Below are 17063 nucleotides of genomic sequence, written 5' to 3'. Positions count from 1 at the left end.
CCCGACCGGCCAGGCTGGCGCCATGACCAGCATCGAACTGCGGGCCCTCACCAAGGAGTACGGTTCCCGACGCGCCGTGGACGACGTGACCTGCACCGTGCGCCCCGGCCGCGTCACCGGCTTCCTCGGTCCCAACGGCGCCGGGAAGTCCACCACCATGCGGCTCGTCCTCGGCCTGGACCGGCCCACCGCCGGCACCGCCACCCTCGGCGGACGCCCCTACGCCACCTTCGACGAACCCCTGCGGCACGTCGGCGCCCTGCTCGACGTACACGCCGCGCACGGCTCGCGCACCGCCCGGGACCATCTGCGCGTCCTGGCGGCGAGCAACCGGCTGCCCGGCCGCCGGGTGGCAGAGGTACTGGCGGAGACGGGCATCGCGCCGGTGGCCCGCCGCCGGGTGCGGACGTACTCCCTGGGCATGCGGCAGCGGCTCGGCATCGCCGCCGCGCTGCTCGGCGACCCCGGCGTCGTGCTGCTGGACGAGCCCTCCAACGGGCTCGACCCGGAAGGCATCGTCTGGATCCGGGAACTGCTGCGCCGTCTGGCGGCCGAGGGCCGTACGGTGCTGGTCTCCAGCCATCTGATGAACGAGACCGCGTCCTTCGCCGACCACCTCGTGGTCCTCGGCCGGGGCCGCTTGCTCGCCGACACCCCGATGCGGGAGTTCATCCGCGCGCGCGTGCGGCCACGGGTCCGCGTCCGCACCTCGGACCCCACCGCCCTCACCGGCGTCCTCGCCCGCCATGGCCTCGACGCCGTCCGGCACGAGGAGGGGCACTGGACCGTGTCCGACGCGCGCGTGGCGGACATCGGCCGCCTCCTGTCGGGAGCCGGGGTGCCGATCCTCGAACTCGCCGCCGAGGAAGGCACCTTGGAGCAGGCATATCTGGACCTGACGTCTGCCGAGACCGAGTTCGCCGCCCAGCGCCGGCAGGAGGTCTGACCATGCCGTTCATCCCCGTGCTCCGCTCCGAGTGGCTGAAGATCCGGACCCTGCGGCCGCTGTACGGGGCGCTGGCGGCGGTGTTCGCCGCCACCGCCGGGTTTTCCGCGCTCGCCGGCCTCGACGACGGCACCGACCCGGAGTTCGACCCCCTGTTCACGTCCCTCTCCGGGGTCGTGCTCGGCCAGGTCGCCGCCATCGCCTTCGGGGCGCTCGCCGTGTCCTGCGAGTACCACGGCGGGGCGATCCGTCTCACCCTGGCGGCGGTGCCGCGCCGTGGCCGGTGGTTCGCGGCCAAGCTGACGGCGATCGCCGTACCGGCCCTGGTGGTGGGCCTGGTCACCGCCCTGGCCGCGCTGGCGGCGGCCCGCGCCGGCCTGGGCTCCGCCGCGCGTGGGCCGACCGTGGCCGAGCAGGCCCGGGGTGTCGTGGGCTGCGGTCTCTACCTGATGCTGATGGCACTGTTCGCGGCCGGCCTCACCGCGCTGCTGCGCAGCGGCGTCGCCGCCCTCTCGGTGCTGATCCCGTTCGTCCTGACCGTCTCCTTCGTGATCGGCGACGCGGCCGGCGGCGCCACCGACTTCCTGCCGGACCGGGCGGGGCAGGTGATCCTGCACCAGACGTCCGACGCGAGCACCGGGCCCTGGACGGGACTCGCGGTGACGGCGCTGTGGACGGCCGCCGCCGTGCTGGCAGGCGGGTGGCGGCTGCGTCGCCGGGACGCCTGACGCACAGCCAGTTGTCAGTGCCGCCCGCTTTACTGGAGCCATGGACATCGCACGGCACATCGCCCTCATCGACGAGCTGTGCTTCCGCCCGTTCCCGGCGGGGCTCGGCCACCACCTCGTGGTGCTGAGCGGCAGTCACGGCCTGCGCGGCGGCGGCGAACCGGCGGAGCGTGCGGTGGCGGTCGACCAGTACGAGAAGGAGCGGGACGCCGTCGACGCGCTGCTGGCCGAGCGGTGGGGCGAGTCGGAGATCCTCAGTCTGCTCACGGTCCTGCTGCGCACCGAGCGGGCGGGGGAGATACCGGAGCCGTGGGCCGAGCTGAGCGCCCGCGCCCGCGTGGCCTACCTGTGGGAGGTGGCGGGCACCGGCCGCTGGGTCGCGCTCGCCGTCGCCGACCGGGACGCGGCGGACGAGGTGCGGCTGCTGGCCGCGGTCACGCGGGAGGCCCCGCCGTGAGCCCCTGCGCGTCGGCCGCGGCCCGCAGCCGGGCGAACTCCTCGGCCATGGTCTGCGCCGTCCAGTGCGCGTTCAGCCCGCTCGGGTTGGGCAGCACCCACACCCGGGTGTCCCCGATCAGCCGCTCCTGCGGGCCCACTTGGGCCTTCTTGTCGTCGAAGGCGGCGCGGTACGCGGTGACCCCGACCACGGCCAGCCAGCGGGGCCGCAGCCGCGTCACCTTCAGGGCCAGCTCCCGGCCGCCCGCCCGGTACTCCTCGGCGGTCAGCTCGTCGGCCCGGGCACTGGCCCGCGCGACCACATTGGTGATGCCGAGCCCGTACGAGAGGAGTTCCTGCTGCTCGGCGGGTGCGAGCCGCCTCGGGGTGAATCCGGACAGGTGCAGCACCGGCCAGAACCGGTTGCCGGGGCGGGCGAAGTGGTGGCCCGTCGCGGCTGTCATCAGGCCGGGGTTGATGCCGCAGAACAGCACCCGGAGACCGGCCGCGACGACGTCCGGTACGAGACGGTCGCGGGCGGCCTCCAGCTCGGCGGGCGTGAAGCGGGGCATGTCCGTGCGACGGTCAGAGGATCGCGCCGGGCGTGTAGCCGGCCGCATCGGGGTGCTGCTTGACGATCTCCTCGATCCGGGCGGCGACGGCGGCCACCTGGCCGGCGGCGGCGCCCGTGAAGGACAGCTTGTCGGCCATCAGCGCGGCCAGCTGCTCACGGTCCAGCGGCAGCCGGTCGTCGGCGGCGAGCTTGTCCAGCAGGTCGTTGCGCTCGGCGCCCTGCTCGCGCATGGCCAGCGCGGTGGCGACGGCGTTCTCCTTGATCGCCTCGTGCGCCACCTCCCGCCCGACACCGGCGCGCACCGCGCCCATCAGCACCTTGGTGGTGGCCAGGAACGGCAGGTAGCGGTCCAGCTCCCGGGCGACCACGGCCGGGAACGCGCCGAACTCGTCGAGCACGGTCAGGAACGTCTCCAGCAGTCCGTCGAGCGCGAAGAACGCGTCGGGGAGGGCCACCCGGCGCACCACCGAGCAGGACACGTCGCCCTCGTTCCACTGGTCGCCCGCCAGCTCACCCGTCATCGAGGCGTAGCCGCGCAGGATGACCATCAGGCCGTTGACGCGCTCGCAGGAGCGGGTGTTCATCTTGTGCGGCATCGCCGACGAGCCGACCTGGCCCGGCTTGAAGCCTTCGGTGACCAGCTCGTGCCCGGCCATCAGCCGGATCGTCTTCGCCAGCGAGGACGGCGCCGCCGCCAGCTGCACCAGCGCGGTGACGACCTCGTAGTCCAGCGAGCGCGGGTAGACCTGGCCGACCGAGGTGAAGGCCTGGCCGAAGCCGAGGTGCCCGGCGATCCGCTGCTCCAGCTCCGCCAGCTTGCCCGCGTCGCCGCCGAGCAGGTCCAGCATGTCCTGGGCGGTGCCGACCGGGCCCTTGATACCGCGCAGCGGGTAGCGGCCGAGCAACTCCTCCACCCGGCCACAGGCCACGAGCAGCTCGTCGGCGGCGGTGGCGAACCGCTTGCCCAGCGTCGTCGCCTGCGCCGCCACGTTGTGCGAGCGCCCGGCCATGACCAGCTCGCCGTACTCGCCGGCCAGCTTGCCCAGCCGTGCCAGCACCGCCACGGTCCGGTCCCGCACCAGTTCCAGGGAGAGCCGGATCTGGAGCTGCTCGACGTTCTCCGTCAGGTCCCGGGAGGTCATGCCCTTGTGCACCTGCTCGTGCCCGGCGAGGTCGTTGAACTCCTCGATCCGTGCCTTCACATCGTGCCGGGTGACCTTCTCGCGCTCGGCGATCGAGGCGAGGTCCACCTGGTCCAGGACGGCCTCGTAGGCACCGATCGCCTCGTCGGGCACCTCGATGCCGAGGTCCTTCTGCGCCCGCAGCACGGCGAGCCAGAGCTGCCGCTCCAGCCTCACCTTCTGCTCGGGCGACCAGAGCGTGGCGAGCTCGGCGGAGGCGTAGCGTCCGGCGAGGACGTTGGGGATGCGGGGCTTGGCGGGAGCGGAAGTCACGTAACCGGATTCTACTGGCGATTCGTGCAGGTCGGCGCCGAGGGGTGGTCTGGAGGATCGTACGAGGCGGAGCTCCGGTCAGAGTTCCGTCCGTCGCCAGTCCGTCACCGGGCCGGGATTCGTCGGGTCCGCGGGGGTGACCCAGAAGGCTCTGCCCAGCTCGGCGCTGAACTGGGCGCCGGTCCGGCCGTCCCCGGAGGAGCGGCCGGTCAGCCGGCGGCCGATCCACGGCAGCAGGTGCACCCGGGCGAACCGGAGGTCGGCGGTCCGGCGCGGCAGCCAGCCCAGCGGCGGCGTCGCCGCCATCGGCGTGTGCCACGCGGGATCCTCGGCCTCGTGCCCCAGCGTCTGCCACACCGCCTCGGCGACCCGGCGGTGCCCCTCCGCGGTCAGGTGCAGCCGGTCCACGTCCCACAGCCGCGGGTCGGCCAGCGACGGCGCCCCGTACAGGTCGGCGACGACGGCGCCGTGCCGGGCGGCCAGGTCGTCCACGACGGCGAAGAGCGCCTCCATGCGCGGCCGGAACCGTTCCAGGACCGGGCCCTGGCGGCCGGGGCTGCGCATCAGCACCAGCTGCTTGCAGTTGGGGGCCAGCCGCTCCACGGCCTCCGTCAGCAGGGCCCGCACCCGTCCCATGTCGCACTTGGGGCGCAGGGTGTCGTTGAGGCCGCCGACCAGGGTGATCACGTCCGCGCCCATCGCGGCGGCGACGGGCACCTGCTCGTCGACGATCTGCCCGATGAGCTTGCCGCGCACGGCGAGATTGGCGTACCGGAAGCCGGGGGTGCGGGCCGCCATCCGGGCGGCCAGGAGATCGGCCCAGCCCCGGTAGGAGCCATCGGGCAGCAGGTCCGACATGCCCTCGGTGAAGGAGTCGCCGACCGCGACCAGGCTGGTGAAGGTGGGGTTCGTCTGCATGGCGACGAAAATGGTATCCCGAGGCACCCATCGACGCTCCCGACGGCCACCCGCCTTCCGGCCATCCGGTGCCCGCCTTCCGGTGCCGGCCTTCCGGTGCCGGCCTTCCGGCACCCGCCCACCCGGCACCGCCTCCCTCCCACCCCCTCCCTTCCGGCGCCTCGCCCCCCGGCCCCGTCCATCCGCCATCCGCCGCCCGGCCTCCGCGCACCCTTCCCGCCCGCCGCCCGCCAGGCGCCGCCCGGCCTCTCAGCAGCCGTCCCCCCCCGCCACCCGCCGGCCGGTCCCCGCGGCCGGTGTCTCAGGTCCGTTGCCCGAAGAGTTCCCGCAGCACGTCCTCCATGGTCACCAGCCCCGCCAGCCGGCCGTCGGCGCCCAGGACGGCCGCCAGGTGGGTCCGGCTCGCGCGCATCGCCGTCAGGACGTCGTCCAGCGGCGTGCTCTCCCGCACCCGGGCGATGGGACGCATGTCACCCGGCCGGAACGGCCGGTCCCGGGGAGCGGCGTCCAAGGCGTCCTTCACATGCAGGTACCCGACGATCCGGCGTCCGTCGTCCACCACCGGGAACCGGGAGAACCCGGACTCGGCCGACAACCGCTCCACCTGCTCGGGGGTGACACCCACCCGCGCGTGCACGACCCGTTCCAACGGCAGGACGACATCGCGCACCGGGCGCCGGCCCAGTTCCAGCGCGTCGTTCAGCCGCTCCTGCGCCCGGTCGTCGATGAGTCCCGCCTCGCCCGCGTCCTTGACGATCTCGGCCAGCTCGGCGTCGGTGAAGGTCGCCGACACCTCGTCGCGCGCCTCGACCCGCAGCAGCTTGAGCAGACCGTTGGCGAACGCGTTGACCGTGAAGATCACCGGACGCAGCGCCCGGGACAGCGCCACCAGCGGCGGGCCGAGCAGCAGCGCGCTGCGCACCGGCTCCGCCAGCGCGATGTTCTTCGGCACCATCTCGCCCAGCAGCATGTGCAGATAGGTCGCCAGCGCCAGCGCCAGCACGAAGGACACCAGATGTCCGGCCCCGGACGGCACCCCCATCGCGTGGAACACCGGCTCCAGCAGATGCGCGATCGCCGGTTCCGCGACGATGCCGAGGACCAGCGTGCACAGCGTGATGCCGAGCTGGGCCGCCGCCATCAGCGCCGACACGTGCTCCAGCCCCCACAGCACCCGCTTCGCCCGCCGGTCGCCCGCCTCGGCGTGCGGCTCCACCTGGCTGCGGCGCACCGAGATCAGCGCGAACTCGGCGCCCACGAAGAAGGCGTTGACGACCAGTGTCAGCAGCCCGATCAGCAGTTGTACGGCGGTCACCGTCCGGCCTCCCCTGCTCCGCCGCCGTCGGCCCGCTCGTCGTCCAGCGGCGCGCGCAGCAGGACGGCGGCGGCCCGGCGGCCCGTGGCGTCCACGACCTCCAGGCGCCAGCCCGCCACCTCCACCCGGTCGCCGAGGGCCGGGATGCGGCCCAGTTCCGCCGCCACCAGCCCGGCCACCGTCTCGTAAGGCCCCTCCGGCACCCTGAGCCCGACCCGCTTCAGCCGGTCCACCCGGGCCGAGCCGTCCGCTCGGAACAGCGGGTGCCCCTGCTCGTCGGCACCGGCCGGAGCCAGCTCGGACGTCTCGTACGGGTCGTGCTCGTCGCGCACCTCGCCGACCACCTCCTCGACGATGTCCTCCAGCGTCGCCACCCCCGCCGTGCCGCCGTACTCGTCGATCACCACGGCCATGGTGCGCCGCCCGGAGAGCCGGTCGAGCAGCCGGTCGACGGTGAGGGTCTCCGGCACCAGGAGCGGGTCGCGCATCAGCTCGGAGACGGGTACCTGGGAGCGCCGCTCGGCGGGTACCGCGAGGACGTCCTTGATGTGCGCGGTGCCCACCACCGCGTCCAGGCTGTCCCGGTAGACGGGGAACCGGGACAGCCCGGTCGCCCGCGTCGCGTTCGCCACGTCCGCGCAGGTCGCGCCGGACTCCAGGGCGATCACCTGGACCCGCGGCGTCATCACGTGCTCGGCGGTGAGGTCGGCGAGGTTCAGGGTCCGCACGAACAGCTCGGCGGTGTCCGCCTCGAGCGCGCCCGCCTTGGCCGAGTGCCGGGCGAGCGCCGCCAGCTCCTGTGGTCCGCGCGCGGACGCCAGCTCCTCGGCCGGCTCCACGCCGAACAGCCGTACGACGCGGTTGGCGGTGTTGTTCAGATGGGTGATGAACGGCCGGAACGCGGCGCTGAACCAGCGCTGCGGGGTCGCCACCCGTTTGGCCACGGCGACCGGCGAGGAGATCGCCCAGTTCTTCGGCACCAGCTCGCCGACGACCATCAGGACCACCGTCGACAGTGCCGTACCGATCACCAGCGCGATCGAGGAGGCGGTCGACGGTGAGGCGCCCAGATCCCGCAGCGGGCCCGCGAGCAGCGCGGCCACCGACGGTTCGGCGAGCATGCCGACCACCAGATTGGTGACCGTGATGCCGAGCTGCGCGCCGGACAGCTGGAACGTCAGATTCCGTACGGCCTTCAGGGCGCCCGCCGCGCCGCGCTCCCCGCGTGCCGCGGCCCGCTCCAGCGCGCCGCGTTCGACGGTGGTCAGGGAGAACTCGGCCGCGACGAAGGCGCCACAGGCCAGCGCGAGCAGGACGGCCAGCAACAGGAGGAGCACTTCGGTCATCGGTTCACCTCCGTCGCGTGATCGTCTGTTTCGCGATCTTCCGTCTCGTGATCGTCCGTTTCGTGATCGTCCGGCTCGGCATCGTGCGTTCCATGATCGGGCAGGGCGGGGCGGCTCGCGCGCTGTCGGGTGCCGGCGGGCCGGTCCGTGGGCGGGTGCTCGGGGTCCGTCATGGTCGCGCGAGTGCCCGCGCAGGGCGATGCGAAGGCACGGAGCCGGGAGCGGCTCAGGAGACGAGGTGCTTCACCCAGCGCCGCCACTGCTCCTCGGGCCGGTAACCGGCGGCCCGCCAGGCGTGCTGGGCACGCTCGTTGCGTACCAGCACCATCGCGTCGCCGCGTCGCCCGCCGAGGGCCGTGAACCGCTCCTCGGCGGCGGTGAGCAGCGCCGTGGCGATGCCCCGGCGGCGCCGGTCCGGATGCACCGCGAGCCGGTACAGATGGCACCGCCAGCCGTCGAAGCCCGCGATCAGCGTGCCGACCAGTTCGCCGTCGAGCTCGCCCAGGACCAGTGCCTCGGGGTCGCGGGCGACCAGCCGTTCGACGCCTGCCCGGTCGTCGCTGATGCTGGTGCCCTCGGCGGCCACTTTCCAGAAGGCCAGCACGGTGTCCAGGTCCTGGGGCCCGGCGGCCCGTATACGAAGATCGGTCATGGGGCGATCCCATCAGCCCCCCGGCCGCCCGGTCACGGGTTTCCGGTATGTGGACGGGGACGGGGGGAGGGCGCCCCCTCCTCGCGGCGCACGCCGGGAACGGCGGCACGGTGCGCCGGCCCGGCGTCCACGTGCGTGGCGGCCATCGCGTCGGTCCCGGCCACCCGGCCGGCGAGCGCGCCGTCAGTCCTTGCTGACCGGGTGCCGGCCCGGGCCGCCGGCGGCGAACAGCCGCATCCGTTCCAGTACGGCCTCCGCCGTGGGCCGCTCCCGCTGGTCCACGAGGCGGCCGTCTGCGAGGAAGAGCGCCAGGTCGGCGTGGGCGGCGGCGCCCGGGTCGTGGGTGACCATCACGACGGTCTGCCCGAGACCGTCGACCGCCTCGCGCAGGAAACCGAGCACCTCCGCGCCGGCCCGCGAGTCGAGGTTGCCGGTCGGCTCGTCCGCGAAGATCAGTTCCGGGCGGGAGACCAGCGCGCGGGCGCAGGCGACGCGTTGCTGCTGGCCGCCGGAGAGCTGGGCGGGCCGGTGCTTCAGCCGGTCCCGCAGGCCCAGGGTGTCGATGACCTGGTCGAGCCACGGCTCGTCGGGGCGGCGCCCCGCGATGCTCATGGGCAGGGTGATGTTCTCCAGCGCGTTCAGCGTCGGGATCAGGTTGAACGACTGGAACATGAACCCGATCCGGTCCCGGCGCAGCCGGGTCAGCTCGCGCTCCCTCAGCCCGGTGATCTCGGTGTCGCCGAGCCACACCTGACCGGCCGACACGTTGTCCAGCCCGGCGAGGCAGTGCATCAGCGTGGATTTCCCCGAGCCCGACGGACCCATGACCGCGGTGAACCGGCCGCGCACGATGTCGACGTCGACCGCGTCCAGGGCGAGCACCGTCGTCTCGCCGGAGCCGTACGCCTTGGTCAGGCCCCGGGCCCGGGCCGCGATCCGGTCCGCGGGCGCCAGGCCCGGGGCGTGCTCGGCGGCGGGAGTGGACAAGACGGCCTCCTCGGTGGTCCCGCGCGGGTGCGGGCATCGGCGTTCCTTGTCCCGGCCGAGGGTAATGTGACCCGCCCCACCCGCGGTATCCCCCTGGGGTGCCGGGGCGGGGTCCGCCTCAGGTCGGGCCCCGGGTACGGGTGTAAGGGGCAACGTCCTGCCGGTGGGTACGGTGCGCGGGGCGCCGGCCTCGAAAAGCCGACGTATGGCAGGCCGACGTTGGGCAAGCCGGTGCGGAGAAGGCCGGTGCGGAGAAGGCCGGACGGAGAAGGCCGGACGGAGAAGGCCGGACGGAGAAGGCCGGCGCGGGGCGGGTCAGTGCGGTGTGGTCGCCGGGCCCGGCCGCCAGGCGGTGCCCAGGACGCAGTACGACATGGGCAGGCGCGGGCCCTTCGGCGGCATCAGGGTCCGCCGGTAGGGGCCCAGCGTGAAACCGGCCTCGCGCAGCGCGGCGAGCGGGTCCCGGGCCACATGGCAGCCGCCGGCCAGCGACGGCCACACCGTCCGGTCCAGGGCCCGCTGGGTGAGGGTCATCAGCCGGCCGCCGCCGCGCCCGTGCTCGAAGAACCGCACCTCGCCGCCGGGCCGCAGCACCCGGCGCAGCTCGCCGAGGGCCCGCGGCACGTCGCGCACGCTGCACAGCACCAGGGAGACGACGGCCGCGTCGAACGCCTCGCTCTTGACCGGCAGCGCCTCGGCGGTGCCCGGCGCCACGTCGACGGGGGTCTCCGCGCGCAGGGCCGCCTCCACCGCCAACTGCCGCAGCAGCCGCTCGGGTTCGATGGCGACGACCTCGGAGACGGTGCGGGGGTAGTGGGTGAAGTTGAGGCCGTTGCCCGCGCCGATCTCGATCACCCGCCCGGAGAGCCCGGCGAGCAGCCGGTCGCGGACGGCTCCCATGCCCATCCGGGTCTCGGCACTCACACTGAGCCGGGCGTAGCGGCGCGCGAACCACGGGTGATGCACGGCGTCCCGCGGTGTGGCCGGGTGACGGGTGGTCCGGAGCGGCGACATGGGGCCTCCCTCGCCAGGGTGCGGTGCGTTATCCCGATTGTCCCCCGTGCGGGGGCGGCGCACCCCTGCTGACGGTGGCTGTTCACCCGAGGCGCGGGGCGAACTCGGTCGGCTGGTGCCGGGGTGCCGGGGTGCTCGGTCGCTCCTTCCCGGCAAGGCAAGGGTCGGCCCGGCGGCCTCTCGTCCCTACGTGGCTGCCGAAACCGCCCTCACCCCGGAGCCCCCATTCAGCCCCCTTCCCCCCTCCGGAACCCCTCCGCGTCCCAGGTCCCGCCCAGTTCCGCCGCCAGCCACCCCGGCGCCGCCGACCGGAAGGCGGCCGGGGTGCGGGTGGCGGCGCCGGCGGGCAGGGCGCCCAGCAGGGGAGCGCCGGTGACGTCCGGCAGGTCCGTGAGGTTGCAGCGGGCGGCGAGGTCCGGACGCCCGGGCCAGCTGCCGATCACCACGCCCAGCGGAGCCGGCCCGCGCGAACGCAGTTCACGCGCCGTCAGCTCCGTCGCGTTCAGGGTGCCGAGCCCGGCCGGCGCCACGATCAGCACCGGCGCGCCCAGCAGCCCGGCGACGTCCGCCAGCGTGCCGCCCGCCGCGTCGAACCGTACGAGCAGCCCGCCCGCCCCCTCGACCAGCACCAGGTCGTGGGCGGCGGCCAGCTTCGCCGCGGCGTCGGCCACGTCCGCCGGCCGCACCGGCGCGAGACCCGCGCGCCGCGCGGCCGTGGCGGGCGCCAACGGGTCGGGATAGCGGGCCACTTCGGCGGTGATGACCGGGCCCGCCAGCCGCGCGACCTCCTCGGCGTCCCCGGGTTCGCCGGGCGCCACCCCTGTCTGCGCGGCCTTCAGCACCGCCACCGACCGGCCGGCCGCCGCGGCCGTCGCGGCGACGGCCGCGGTCACCACCGTCTTGCCGACCTCCGTGCCGGTCCCGGTGACCACGAGCACGGTCATGTCCGGCCTCCCGCGCCGCGGCGCCCACGCGCCCCCGTCCAGGCGGACTCGGTGTTCCGCGCCGGGCCCGTCCCGCCGACCGTCAGCACGGTCATGTCCCGCCTCCCCACGAGTACGCCCATGTCATCGCCTCATCGCCTCACCGCGCCCGCGCGCCCCGGGTACGTCCACGTCACCCCTCCCGTGCCGCCGCGCACACCGCGCGGCCGATCCGGGCCACGTCCGTGTCGTCCGTGACGTACGGCGGCATCGTGTAGACCAGGTCACGGAACGGCCGCAGCCACACGCCCTCGCGCACCGCCGCCCGGGTCGCGGCCGCCATGTCGACGGGGTGGTCGAGCTGCACCACGCCGATCGCGCCGAGGACCCGTACGTCCCGCACCCCCGGCAGCGACGCGGCCGGTGCCAGCCCGTCCCGCAGCCCGGCCTCGATCCGCTTGACCTCGGCGCGCCAGTCCTGCCCGAGGAGCAGTCCGATCGAGGCGCAGGCCACGGCCGCCGCCAGCGGGTTGCCCATGAACGTCGGCCCGTGGGCGAGCACGGGGACCTCGCCGCGCGAGATGCCCGCGGCCACCCGGGGCGTGCACAGCGTCGCCGCCATCGTCAGACAACCGCCGGTCAGCGCCTTGCCCACGCACATCACATCCGGCGTCACCGCCGCGTGCTCGGCCGCGAACATCGCCCCGGTACGTCCGAAGCCGGTCGCGATCTCGTCGAACACCAGCAGCACGTCGTGCGCGTCGCACGCCTCGCGCAGCACCCGCAGATACGCGGGGGAGTGGAACCGCATCCCGCCCGCCCCCTGCACCACCGGCTCGACGATCACCGCGGCCAGTTCGTCGGCGTGCCGCTCGACCAGTGTCCGCAGCTGATCGGCGTAGGTCTCGTCGTACTCCGCCGGCGGGGCGTCCGCGAACACCTGGCGCGGCAGCAGTCCCGCCCACAGTCCGTGCATACCGCCCTCGGGATCGCACACCGACATCGGCTGCCAGGTGTCGCCGTGGTAACCGCCGCGCCAGGTCAGCAGCCGCCGTTTGGCCGGCCGGCCGAGCGAACGCCAGTACTGGAGGCACATCTTGACCGCGACCTCCACCGACACCGACCCGGAGTCGGCCAGGAACACGTGCTCCAGCCCGTCCGGCGACAGGTCGACAAGGAGTTTGGCCAGCCGTACGGCGGGTTCGTGGGTGAGCCCGCCGAACATCACATGGCTCATCCGCCCCAGCTGCGCGCGCGCCGCCTCGTTGAGCACCGGGTGGTTGTAGCCGTGGATCGCCGACCACCAGGAGGACATCCCGTCCACCAACTCGCCGCCGTCGTCGGCCAGCCGCAGCCGTACCCCGTCGGCCGAGGCGACGACCAGCGGGTCGGACCGGCCGGGCATGGGGCCGTACGGATGCCACACGTGCCGCCGGTCCAGCTCCAGCAGTTCCGCCACCGTCAGGTCAGGCATTGGGCGCCAGGTCCGTGCCGGCCCCGCGGCGCCGCACCGCGACCAGGTCGGTACGGGCCTGCCCGGCGCCGTCCGCCCGGTGCGCCGGCAGCGTCACCTCGTCGGCGCCCTCCACCTCGAACCCGGCGTCCGCGATCATCTCCAGGTCGGCCCGGCCCGCCTGGCCCTCACTGGTCAGGTAGTCGCCGAGGAAGACCGAGTTGGCCAGATGCAGGGCGAGCGGCTGGAGCGTGCGCAGATGGACCTCGCGGCCGCCCGCGATCCGCACCTCCGCGTCCGGGCAGACGAACCGGGTCATCGCCAGGATGCGCAGGCAGCGCTGCGGCGTGAGGTGCCACTCGGCGGCCAGCGGTGTGCCGGCCATCGGGATCAGGAAGTTCACCGGCACCGAGTCCGGGTCCAGCTCGCGCAGCGCGAACACCACGTCGACCAGGTCCTCGTCGCTCTCGCCCATCCCCGCGATCAGCCCGGAACAGGCCGACAGACCGGCGGCGTGCGCCTTGCGCACCGTGTCCACCCGGTCGGCGTACGTGTGCGTGGTCGTGATCTCCCCGTAGGTCGCCTCGGAGGTGTTGAGGTTGTGGTTGTAGGCGTCCGTGCCCGCCGCCCGCAGCCGCTCCGCCTGACCGTCGGAGAGCAGGCCCAGACAGGCACAGACCTCCACGCCCGTGTGCCGCTCCTTGATGGCCGCGACGGTCTCCGAGACCCGGTCCACGTCCCGGTCGGTCGGGCCGCGCCCGCTCGCCACCAGGCACACCCGCTTGGCGCCCCCGGCGACCCCCGCGGCGGCGGCCTCGGACGCCTGGTCCGGCTTGAGCCAGGTGTACTTGAGGATCTCGGCCCGCGAGCCCAGCCGCTGCGAGCAGTAGGAGCAGTCCTCCGGGCACAGGCCCGACTTCAGGTTGACGAGGTAGTTGAGCTTCACCCGGCGGCCGAACCAGTGCCGGCGCACCTTGCCGGCCGCGGCCACCACGTCGAGCAGATCGTCGTCCGACGCCGTGAGGACGGCCAGCGCCTCCTCACGGGTTGGCGGCTCGCGCCGCAGTCCCTTGTCCACCAGCGTGTCCAGCAACGTGTTCAGCGGTGTGCTCTCCAGGTCCATGGCAGGCGATCCTGGCCCATGAACGGCCCTCGGCGAAAGGAGGATCCGTACAACAGGTCCGGTTCGACCTGTGGTGATTGCCACACAGTGCACGGCTTGCCGCGCCGCTAGGGTCTGTTCACTGTCCACAACCGTCTGCGAACCTGTGAGGTACCGTCCCATGGCGTTCGGCTGGATCGATCCGCAGCGCGAACTGCGCCGCCGCGCCGGGCTGCTGCGCGTGCTGCGCCCCCGCCCGGCCGGCTCGCCGCTCCTCGACCTGGCGAGCAACGACTACCTCGGCCTGGCCCGGCACCCCGAGGTGACCGAGGCGGCGGCCCGGGCGGCGCGGACCTGGGGCGGCGGCGCGACCGGCTCCCGGCTGGTCACGGGGTCGACCGAACTGCACGCGGAACTCGAGGCGGAACTCGCCGCCTTCTGCGGCTTCGAGGCCGCCCTGGTCTTCTCCTCCGGCTACGCGGCCAACCTGGCCGCCGTCACCGTGCTGGCGCCGCACGGCTCGCTGCTGGTCTCCGACGCCGGCAACCACGCCTCCCTGATCGACGGCTGCCGGCTGGCCCGCGGCACCACCCAGGTGGTGCCGCACGCCGACCCGGCGGCGGTGCGCAAGGCGCTGGCGACGCACGACGGGCCCGCGCTCGTCGTCTGTGACGCGGTGTTCTCGGTCGACGGCGACGCCGCCCCGCTGACCGCGCTGGCCGCGGCGGGCCGGGAGCGCGGCGCCGGACTGCTCGTCGACGACGCGCACGGCCTCGGCGTACTCGGTGCCGGCGGCCGGGGCGCGCCGCACGCCGCCGGACTCGCGGGCGCGGACGACGTGGTCGCTACGGTCACGCTGTCGAAGTCGCTGGGCAGCCAGGGCGGGGCGGTGCTCGGCCCGGCGCGGGTGATCGCGCATCTGGTCGACACCGCCCGGACGTTCATCTTCGACACCGGACTGGCGCCGGCGGCGGCGGGCGCCGCGCTGGCGGCACTGCGGCTGCTGCGCCGCGAGCCGGAACGGGCCGCGCGCTGCCGCGCGGTGGCGACGGACCTGCACACCGGGCTGACGGCCGCGGGCCTGGCGGCGGTGCGCCCGGACGCCGCGGTGGTCTCGGTGCGCGCGCCGTCCCCGGCGGCGGCCGTGCGGTGGGCGGCCGACTGCCGTACGGCCGGCCTGGCCGTGGGATGCTTCCGTCCTCCTTCCGTGCCCGACGGCATCTCACGGCTCAGGCTGACCGCCCGTGCGGACCTCACCGAGGGTCAGATCGAACGCGCCGTGCGGTGGATCGGCGAGACGCGGCCATGAGTCGGCGTGACACGGCCGTGCGTCGCTCGACGCCGCACGGGGCTACTGGAGACGGAACCCGGCGGTGAAGCCGGCCCAGCTCCCGGGGGAGAAGAGCAGCGCCGGTCCGGCCGGATCCTTGGAGTCGCGCACGGCGAGCAGTCCGGCCCCGGGGCCGGTCGACGGACGGGCCGTCTCCACGCAGTTGTTCGCTCCCGTGCTGTAGCTGCTGCGCAGCCACCGCACGCCGTGCAGTCGGGTACTGGAAGGGACGTGCCGAGGAGGTGCGGACATGGTGCCTCCTTACGCGCCGGCCGCTGTCGCGGCGATGAGATCCAATGAGTCGTCGGGCGAAAGGGCGTGGACTTGCAGGGCATTGAAGGCTTCGGTGTAGGCCTCCAGGTCTTCTTTCCGTTCCAGATAGAGGCTACTCGTCAAGTGGTCGAGAACAACCACGTCCAGATCAGAAGTGCTCGAAAAGGAGAAGATAACGAAAGGCCCGGTGACCCCGATGTGCGCCCCGGCGGCGAACGGCAATACCTGGAGCCGCACATGGGGCAGCCGCGCCGCGTCGACCAGCCGTTCCAGTTGATGCGCCAGCACGTCCCGGTCGCCGACCGTCCGGTGCAGTACCGCCTCGTCCAGGACGGCGCTCAGGCGCAGGGGCGCGGGGGAGCGCAATACGTCCTGCCGGGCCAGCCGCACCTCGACCAGTGCGTCGATGCGCTCCTCCGGCAACCTGTCCATCGCGGCACGAGTCACCGCGCGGGCGTACTCCGGCGTCTGGAGCAGGCCGGGGACCACGGTGGTCTCCAAGGTGCGCATCGTGCTCGCCTGGTTCTCCAGGCTGATGAAGTCGCGGTAGGCCGGGGGCAGTACGCCGCGGTAGGGGTGCCACCAGTGCTGCCGGCCGCCGTCGTCCTCGGACCCGGCCAGGGCGAGGATGACCTCGCGCAGCTGGGTGTCGGCCACGCCGTAGACGTCCAGGAGTAACCGCACGTCACCGGGTTTCGCGCCGCTCGTCCCGGTCTCGATCCGGCTCACCTTCGACTGGTGCCAGCCCGCCAGCCGGGCCGCCTCGCCGCTGGTGATCCCCGCGTCCGTGCGCAACGCGCGCAGTTCGGCGCCCAGTTTCCGGCGGCGCACCACGGGACCGTGCCGCATGGGCCAACTCCTTTACTCCTTATGAGTCGCCCAAAAAGGGTCTGCCGTCGCAGAGTTCACCGCTTCGAGCGACAGATATATGCATATCTTGGTGGATCGCCACCCTTCACCGGTGCGGTGATGGCAATCTGGCGACCAAGCACAGTCCGGGACCGTACTCGAACCGTCCGCTCCGTGTCGGGCCGCGGTCCCAGCGGAAAGGGACGACGACGCCATGGCAGACCACCTGGAAGCATCCGTCACTCTGCCGAGCGATCCCGCCTCGGTGTCCGCCGCCCGGACCTACGTCGTCGGCACCCTCGCGGAGTGGGGGCTGTCCGCGGACACGGACGTCTCCGACACCATTCGGCTCATCGTGTCCGAGCTGGCGACCAACGTCGTGCAGCACACCCTGGGCCAGTCGCCCACCTTCACGGTGGACCTGGCGCTGGACCGTGACGAGCACCTGCGCATCGGTGTCACCGACAGTCATCCGCGGTTTCCCAAGCGGCTGCCCGCCGCCGTCCAGCAGGACAACGGCCGAGGCATGGTCATCATCCGCTGGCTCGCCGCGGAGTGCGGCGGGCGGCTGGAGGTCCGCCCCACCCGGGAGGGCGGCAAGACCGTCTCCGTCGAACTGCCCTGGACGCCCCGGACCGAGCAGCACCCGGCGACACCCCGGCCGAAGGGCCGGCGGTGACGCGCCGGCGGTACGGGACGCGGCGGGGCGCGCACCGGGGTCCCGGCACGTGCCTCAGGGGCGCCGGCCGGTCCGTACGGGCGCG

At 73.9% G+C, this 17063-nt stretch carries 18 protein-coding genes; 5 read left to right on the top strand and 13 right to left on the bottom strand.

The window, feature by feature from the left end:
• The first annotated feature begins 22 nt into the window (after positions 1-22).
• From AB0G32_RS24620 to AB0G32_RS24610, 3 genes are read left to right on the top strand one after another with little or no spacing between them, the layout of a single operon-like run.
• Positions 23-946, top strand: a complete 924-nt coding sequence (locus AB0G32_RS24620) for an ATP-binding cassette domain-containing protein (protein WP_361167115.1) — start codon at positions 23-25, stop codon at positions 944-946.
• 2 nt (positions 947-948) lie between these two features.
• Positions 949-1674 (top strand): ABC transporter permease, encoded by a 726-nt coding sequence (locus tag AB0G32_RS24615; RefSeq protein ID WP_361167112.1) that lies wholly within the window; start codon positions 949-951, stop codon positions 1672-1674.
• Between the two features lie 40 nt (positions 1675-1714).
• Positions 1715-2131, top strand: coding sequence for a hypothetical protein (locus tag AB0G32_RS24610; protein WP_361167109.1), 417 nt, complete (start codon positions 1715-1717; stop codon positions 2129-2131).
• Here the strand turns inward: AB0G32_RS24610 and mug are convergent.
• From mug to bioB, 11 genes are all read right to left on the bottom strand, one after another.
• Positions 2109-2681 (bottom strand): G/U mismatch-specific DNA glycosylase, encoded by a 573-nt coding sequence (gene mug / locus AB0G32_RS24605; protein ID WP_361167106.1) that lies wholly within the window; start codon positions 2679-2681, stop codon positions 2109-2111. The two genes, AB0G32_RS24610 and mug, sit on opposite strands and share 23 nt — an antisense overlap.
• Positions 2682-2694: 13 nt before the next feature.
• The gene (purB, locus tag AB0G32_RS24600; RefSeq protein WP_361167103.1) at positions 2695-4137 is read right to left on the bottom strand and encodes an adenylosuccinate lyase; all 1443 of its coding nucleotides are present in this window, start codon (positions 4135-4137) and stop codon (positions 2695-2697) included.
• A gap of 78 nt (positions 4138-4215) precedes the next feature.
• Entirely contained in the window at positions 4216-5055 is an 840-nt protein-coding gene (locus tag AB0G32_RS24595) for an SGNH/GDSL hydrolase family protein (RefSeq protein WP_361167100.1), read from the bottom strand.
• Between the two features lie 301 nt (positions 5056-5356).
• Positions 5357-6370 carry a hemolysin family protein gene (locus AB0G32_RS24590; protein WP_361167097.1) on the bottom strand — a complete coding sequence of 338 codons (1014 nt, stop codon included), beginning with the start codon at positions 6368-6370 and terminating at the stop codon, positions 5357-5359.
• Positions 6367-7716 (bottom strand): hemolysin family protein, encoded by a 1350-nt coding sequence (locus AB0G32_RS24585; RefSeq protein ID WP_361167095.1) that lies wholly within the window; start codon positions 7714-7716, stop codon positions 6367-6369. The genes AB0G32_RS24590 and AB0G32_RS24585 overlap by 4 nt, the downstream gene beginning before the upstream one ends.
• 226 nt (positions 7717-7942) lie before the next feature.
• Positions 7943-8368, bottom strand: a complete 426-nt coding sequence (locus AB0G32_RS24580) for a GNAT family N-acetyltransferase (RefSeq protein ID WP_361167092.1) — start codon at positions 8366-8368, stop codon at positions 7943-7945.
• A gap of 183 nt (positions 8369-8551) precedes the next feature.
• Positions 8552-9355 (bottom strand): ABC transporter ATP-binding protein, encoded by an 804-nt coding sequence (locus tag AB0G32_RS24575; protein WP_361167089.1) that lies wholly within the window; start codon positions 9353-9355, stop codon positions 8552-8554.
• 315 nt (positions 9356-9670) lie between these two features.
• Positions 9671-10369, bottom strand: a complete 699-nt coding sequence (locus AB0G32_RS24570; RefSeq protein WP_361167086.1) for a class I SAM-dependent methyltransferase — start codon at positions 10367-10369, stop codon at positions 9671-9673.
• Positions 10370-10596: 227 nt separating this feature from the next.
• A complete protein-coding gene (gene bioD / locus AB0G32_RS24565; RefSeq protein ID WP_361167083.1) occupies positions 10597-11313 on the bottom strand; it encodes a dethiobiotin synthase in 717 nt (238 codons plus the stop codon).
• Between the two features lie 172 nt (positions 11314-11485).
• Positions 11486-12766, bottom strand: a complete 1281-nt coding sequence (locus tag AB0G32_RS24560; RefSeq protein WP_361167080.1) for an adenosylmethionine--8-amino-7-oxononanoate transaminase — start codon at positions 12764-12766, stop codon at positions 11486-11488.
• Positions 12759-13868, bottom strand: coding sequence for a biotin synthase BioB (gene bioB, locus AB0G32_RS24555; RefSeq protein ID WP_361167077.1), 1110 nt, complete (start codon positions 13866-13868; stop codon positions 12759-12761). The genes AB0G32_RS24560 and bioB overlap by 8 nt, the downstream gene beginning before the upstream one ends.
• 160 nt (positions 13869-14028) lie before the next feature.
• On the opposite strand from bioB, the gene AB0G32_RS24550 reads away from it, so the two are divergent.
• A complete protein-coding gene (locus tag AB0G32_RS24550; RefSeq protein WP_361167074.1) occupies positions 14029-15156 on the top strand; it encodes an 8-amino-7-oxononanoate synthase in 1128 nt (375 codons plus the stop codon).
• A gap of 42 nt (positions 15157-15198) precedes the next feature.
• Here the strand turns inward: AB0G32_RS24550 and AB0G32_RS24545 are convergent, their stop codons facing one another.
• Together AB0G32_RS24545 and AB0G32_RS24540 are read right to left on the bottom strand one after the other, a co-directional pair.
• Entirely contained in the window at positions 15199-15429 is a 231-nt protein-coding gene (locus AB0G32_RS24545) for a DUF397 domain-containing protein (protein ID WP_361167071.1), read from the bottom strand.
• A 9-nt stretch (positions 15430-15438) separates the two neighbouring features.
• Positions 15439-16299: a helix-turn-helix transcriptional regulator gene (locus AB0G32_RS24540; protein ID WP_361167068.1), complete on the bottom strand. Its 861-nt coding sequence runs from the start codon at positions 16297-16299 to the stop codon at positions 15439-15441.
• 214 nt (positions 16300-16513) lie between these two features.
• On the opposite strand from AB0G32_RS24540, the gene AB0G32_RS24535 reads away from it, so the two are divergent.
• Positions 16514-16978 carry an ATP-binding protein gene (locus AB0G32_RS24535; protein WP_361167065.1) on the top strand — a complete coding sequence of 155 codons (465 nt, stop codon included), beginning with the start codon at positions 16514-16516 and terminating at the stop codon, positions 16976-16978.
• The last annotated feature ends 85 nt before the right edge of the window (positions 16979-17063 follow it).

Source organism: Streptomyces sp. NPDC023723, from assembly GCF_040639815.1.
In the GTDB taxonomy this organism is placed as follows: domain Bacteria; phylum Actinomycetota; class Actinomycetes; order Streptomycetales; family Streptomycetaceae; genus Streptomyces.
This window is presented reverse-complemented; position numbering and strand designations above follow the sequence as displayed.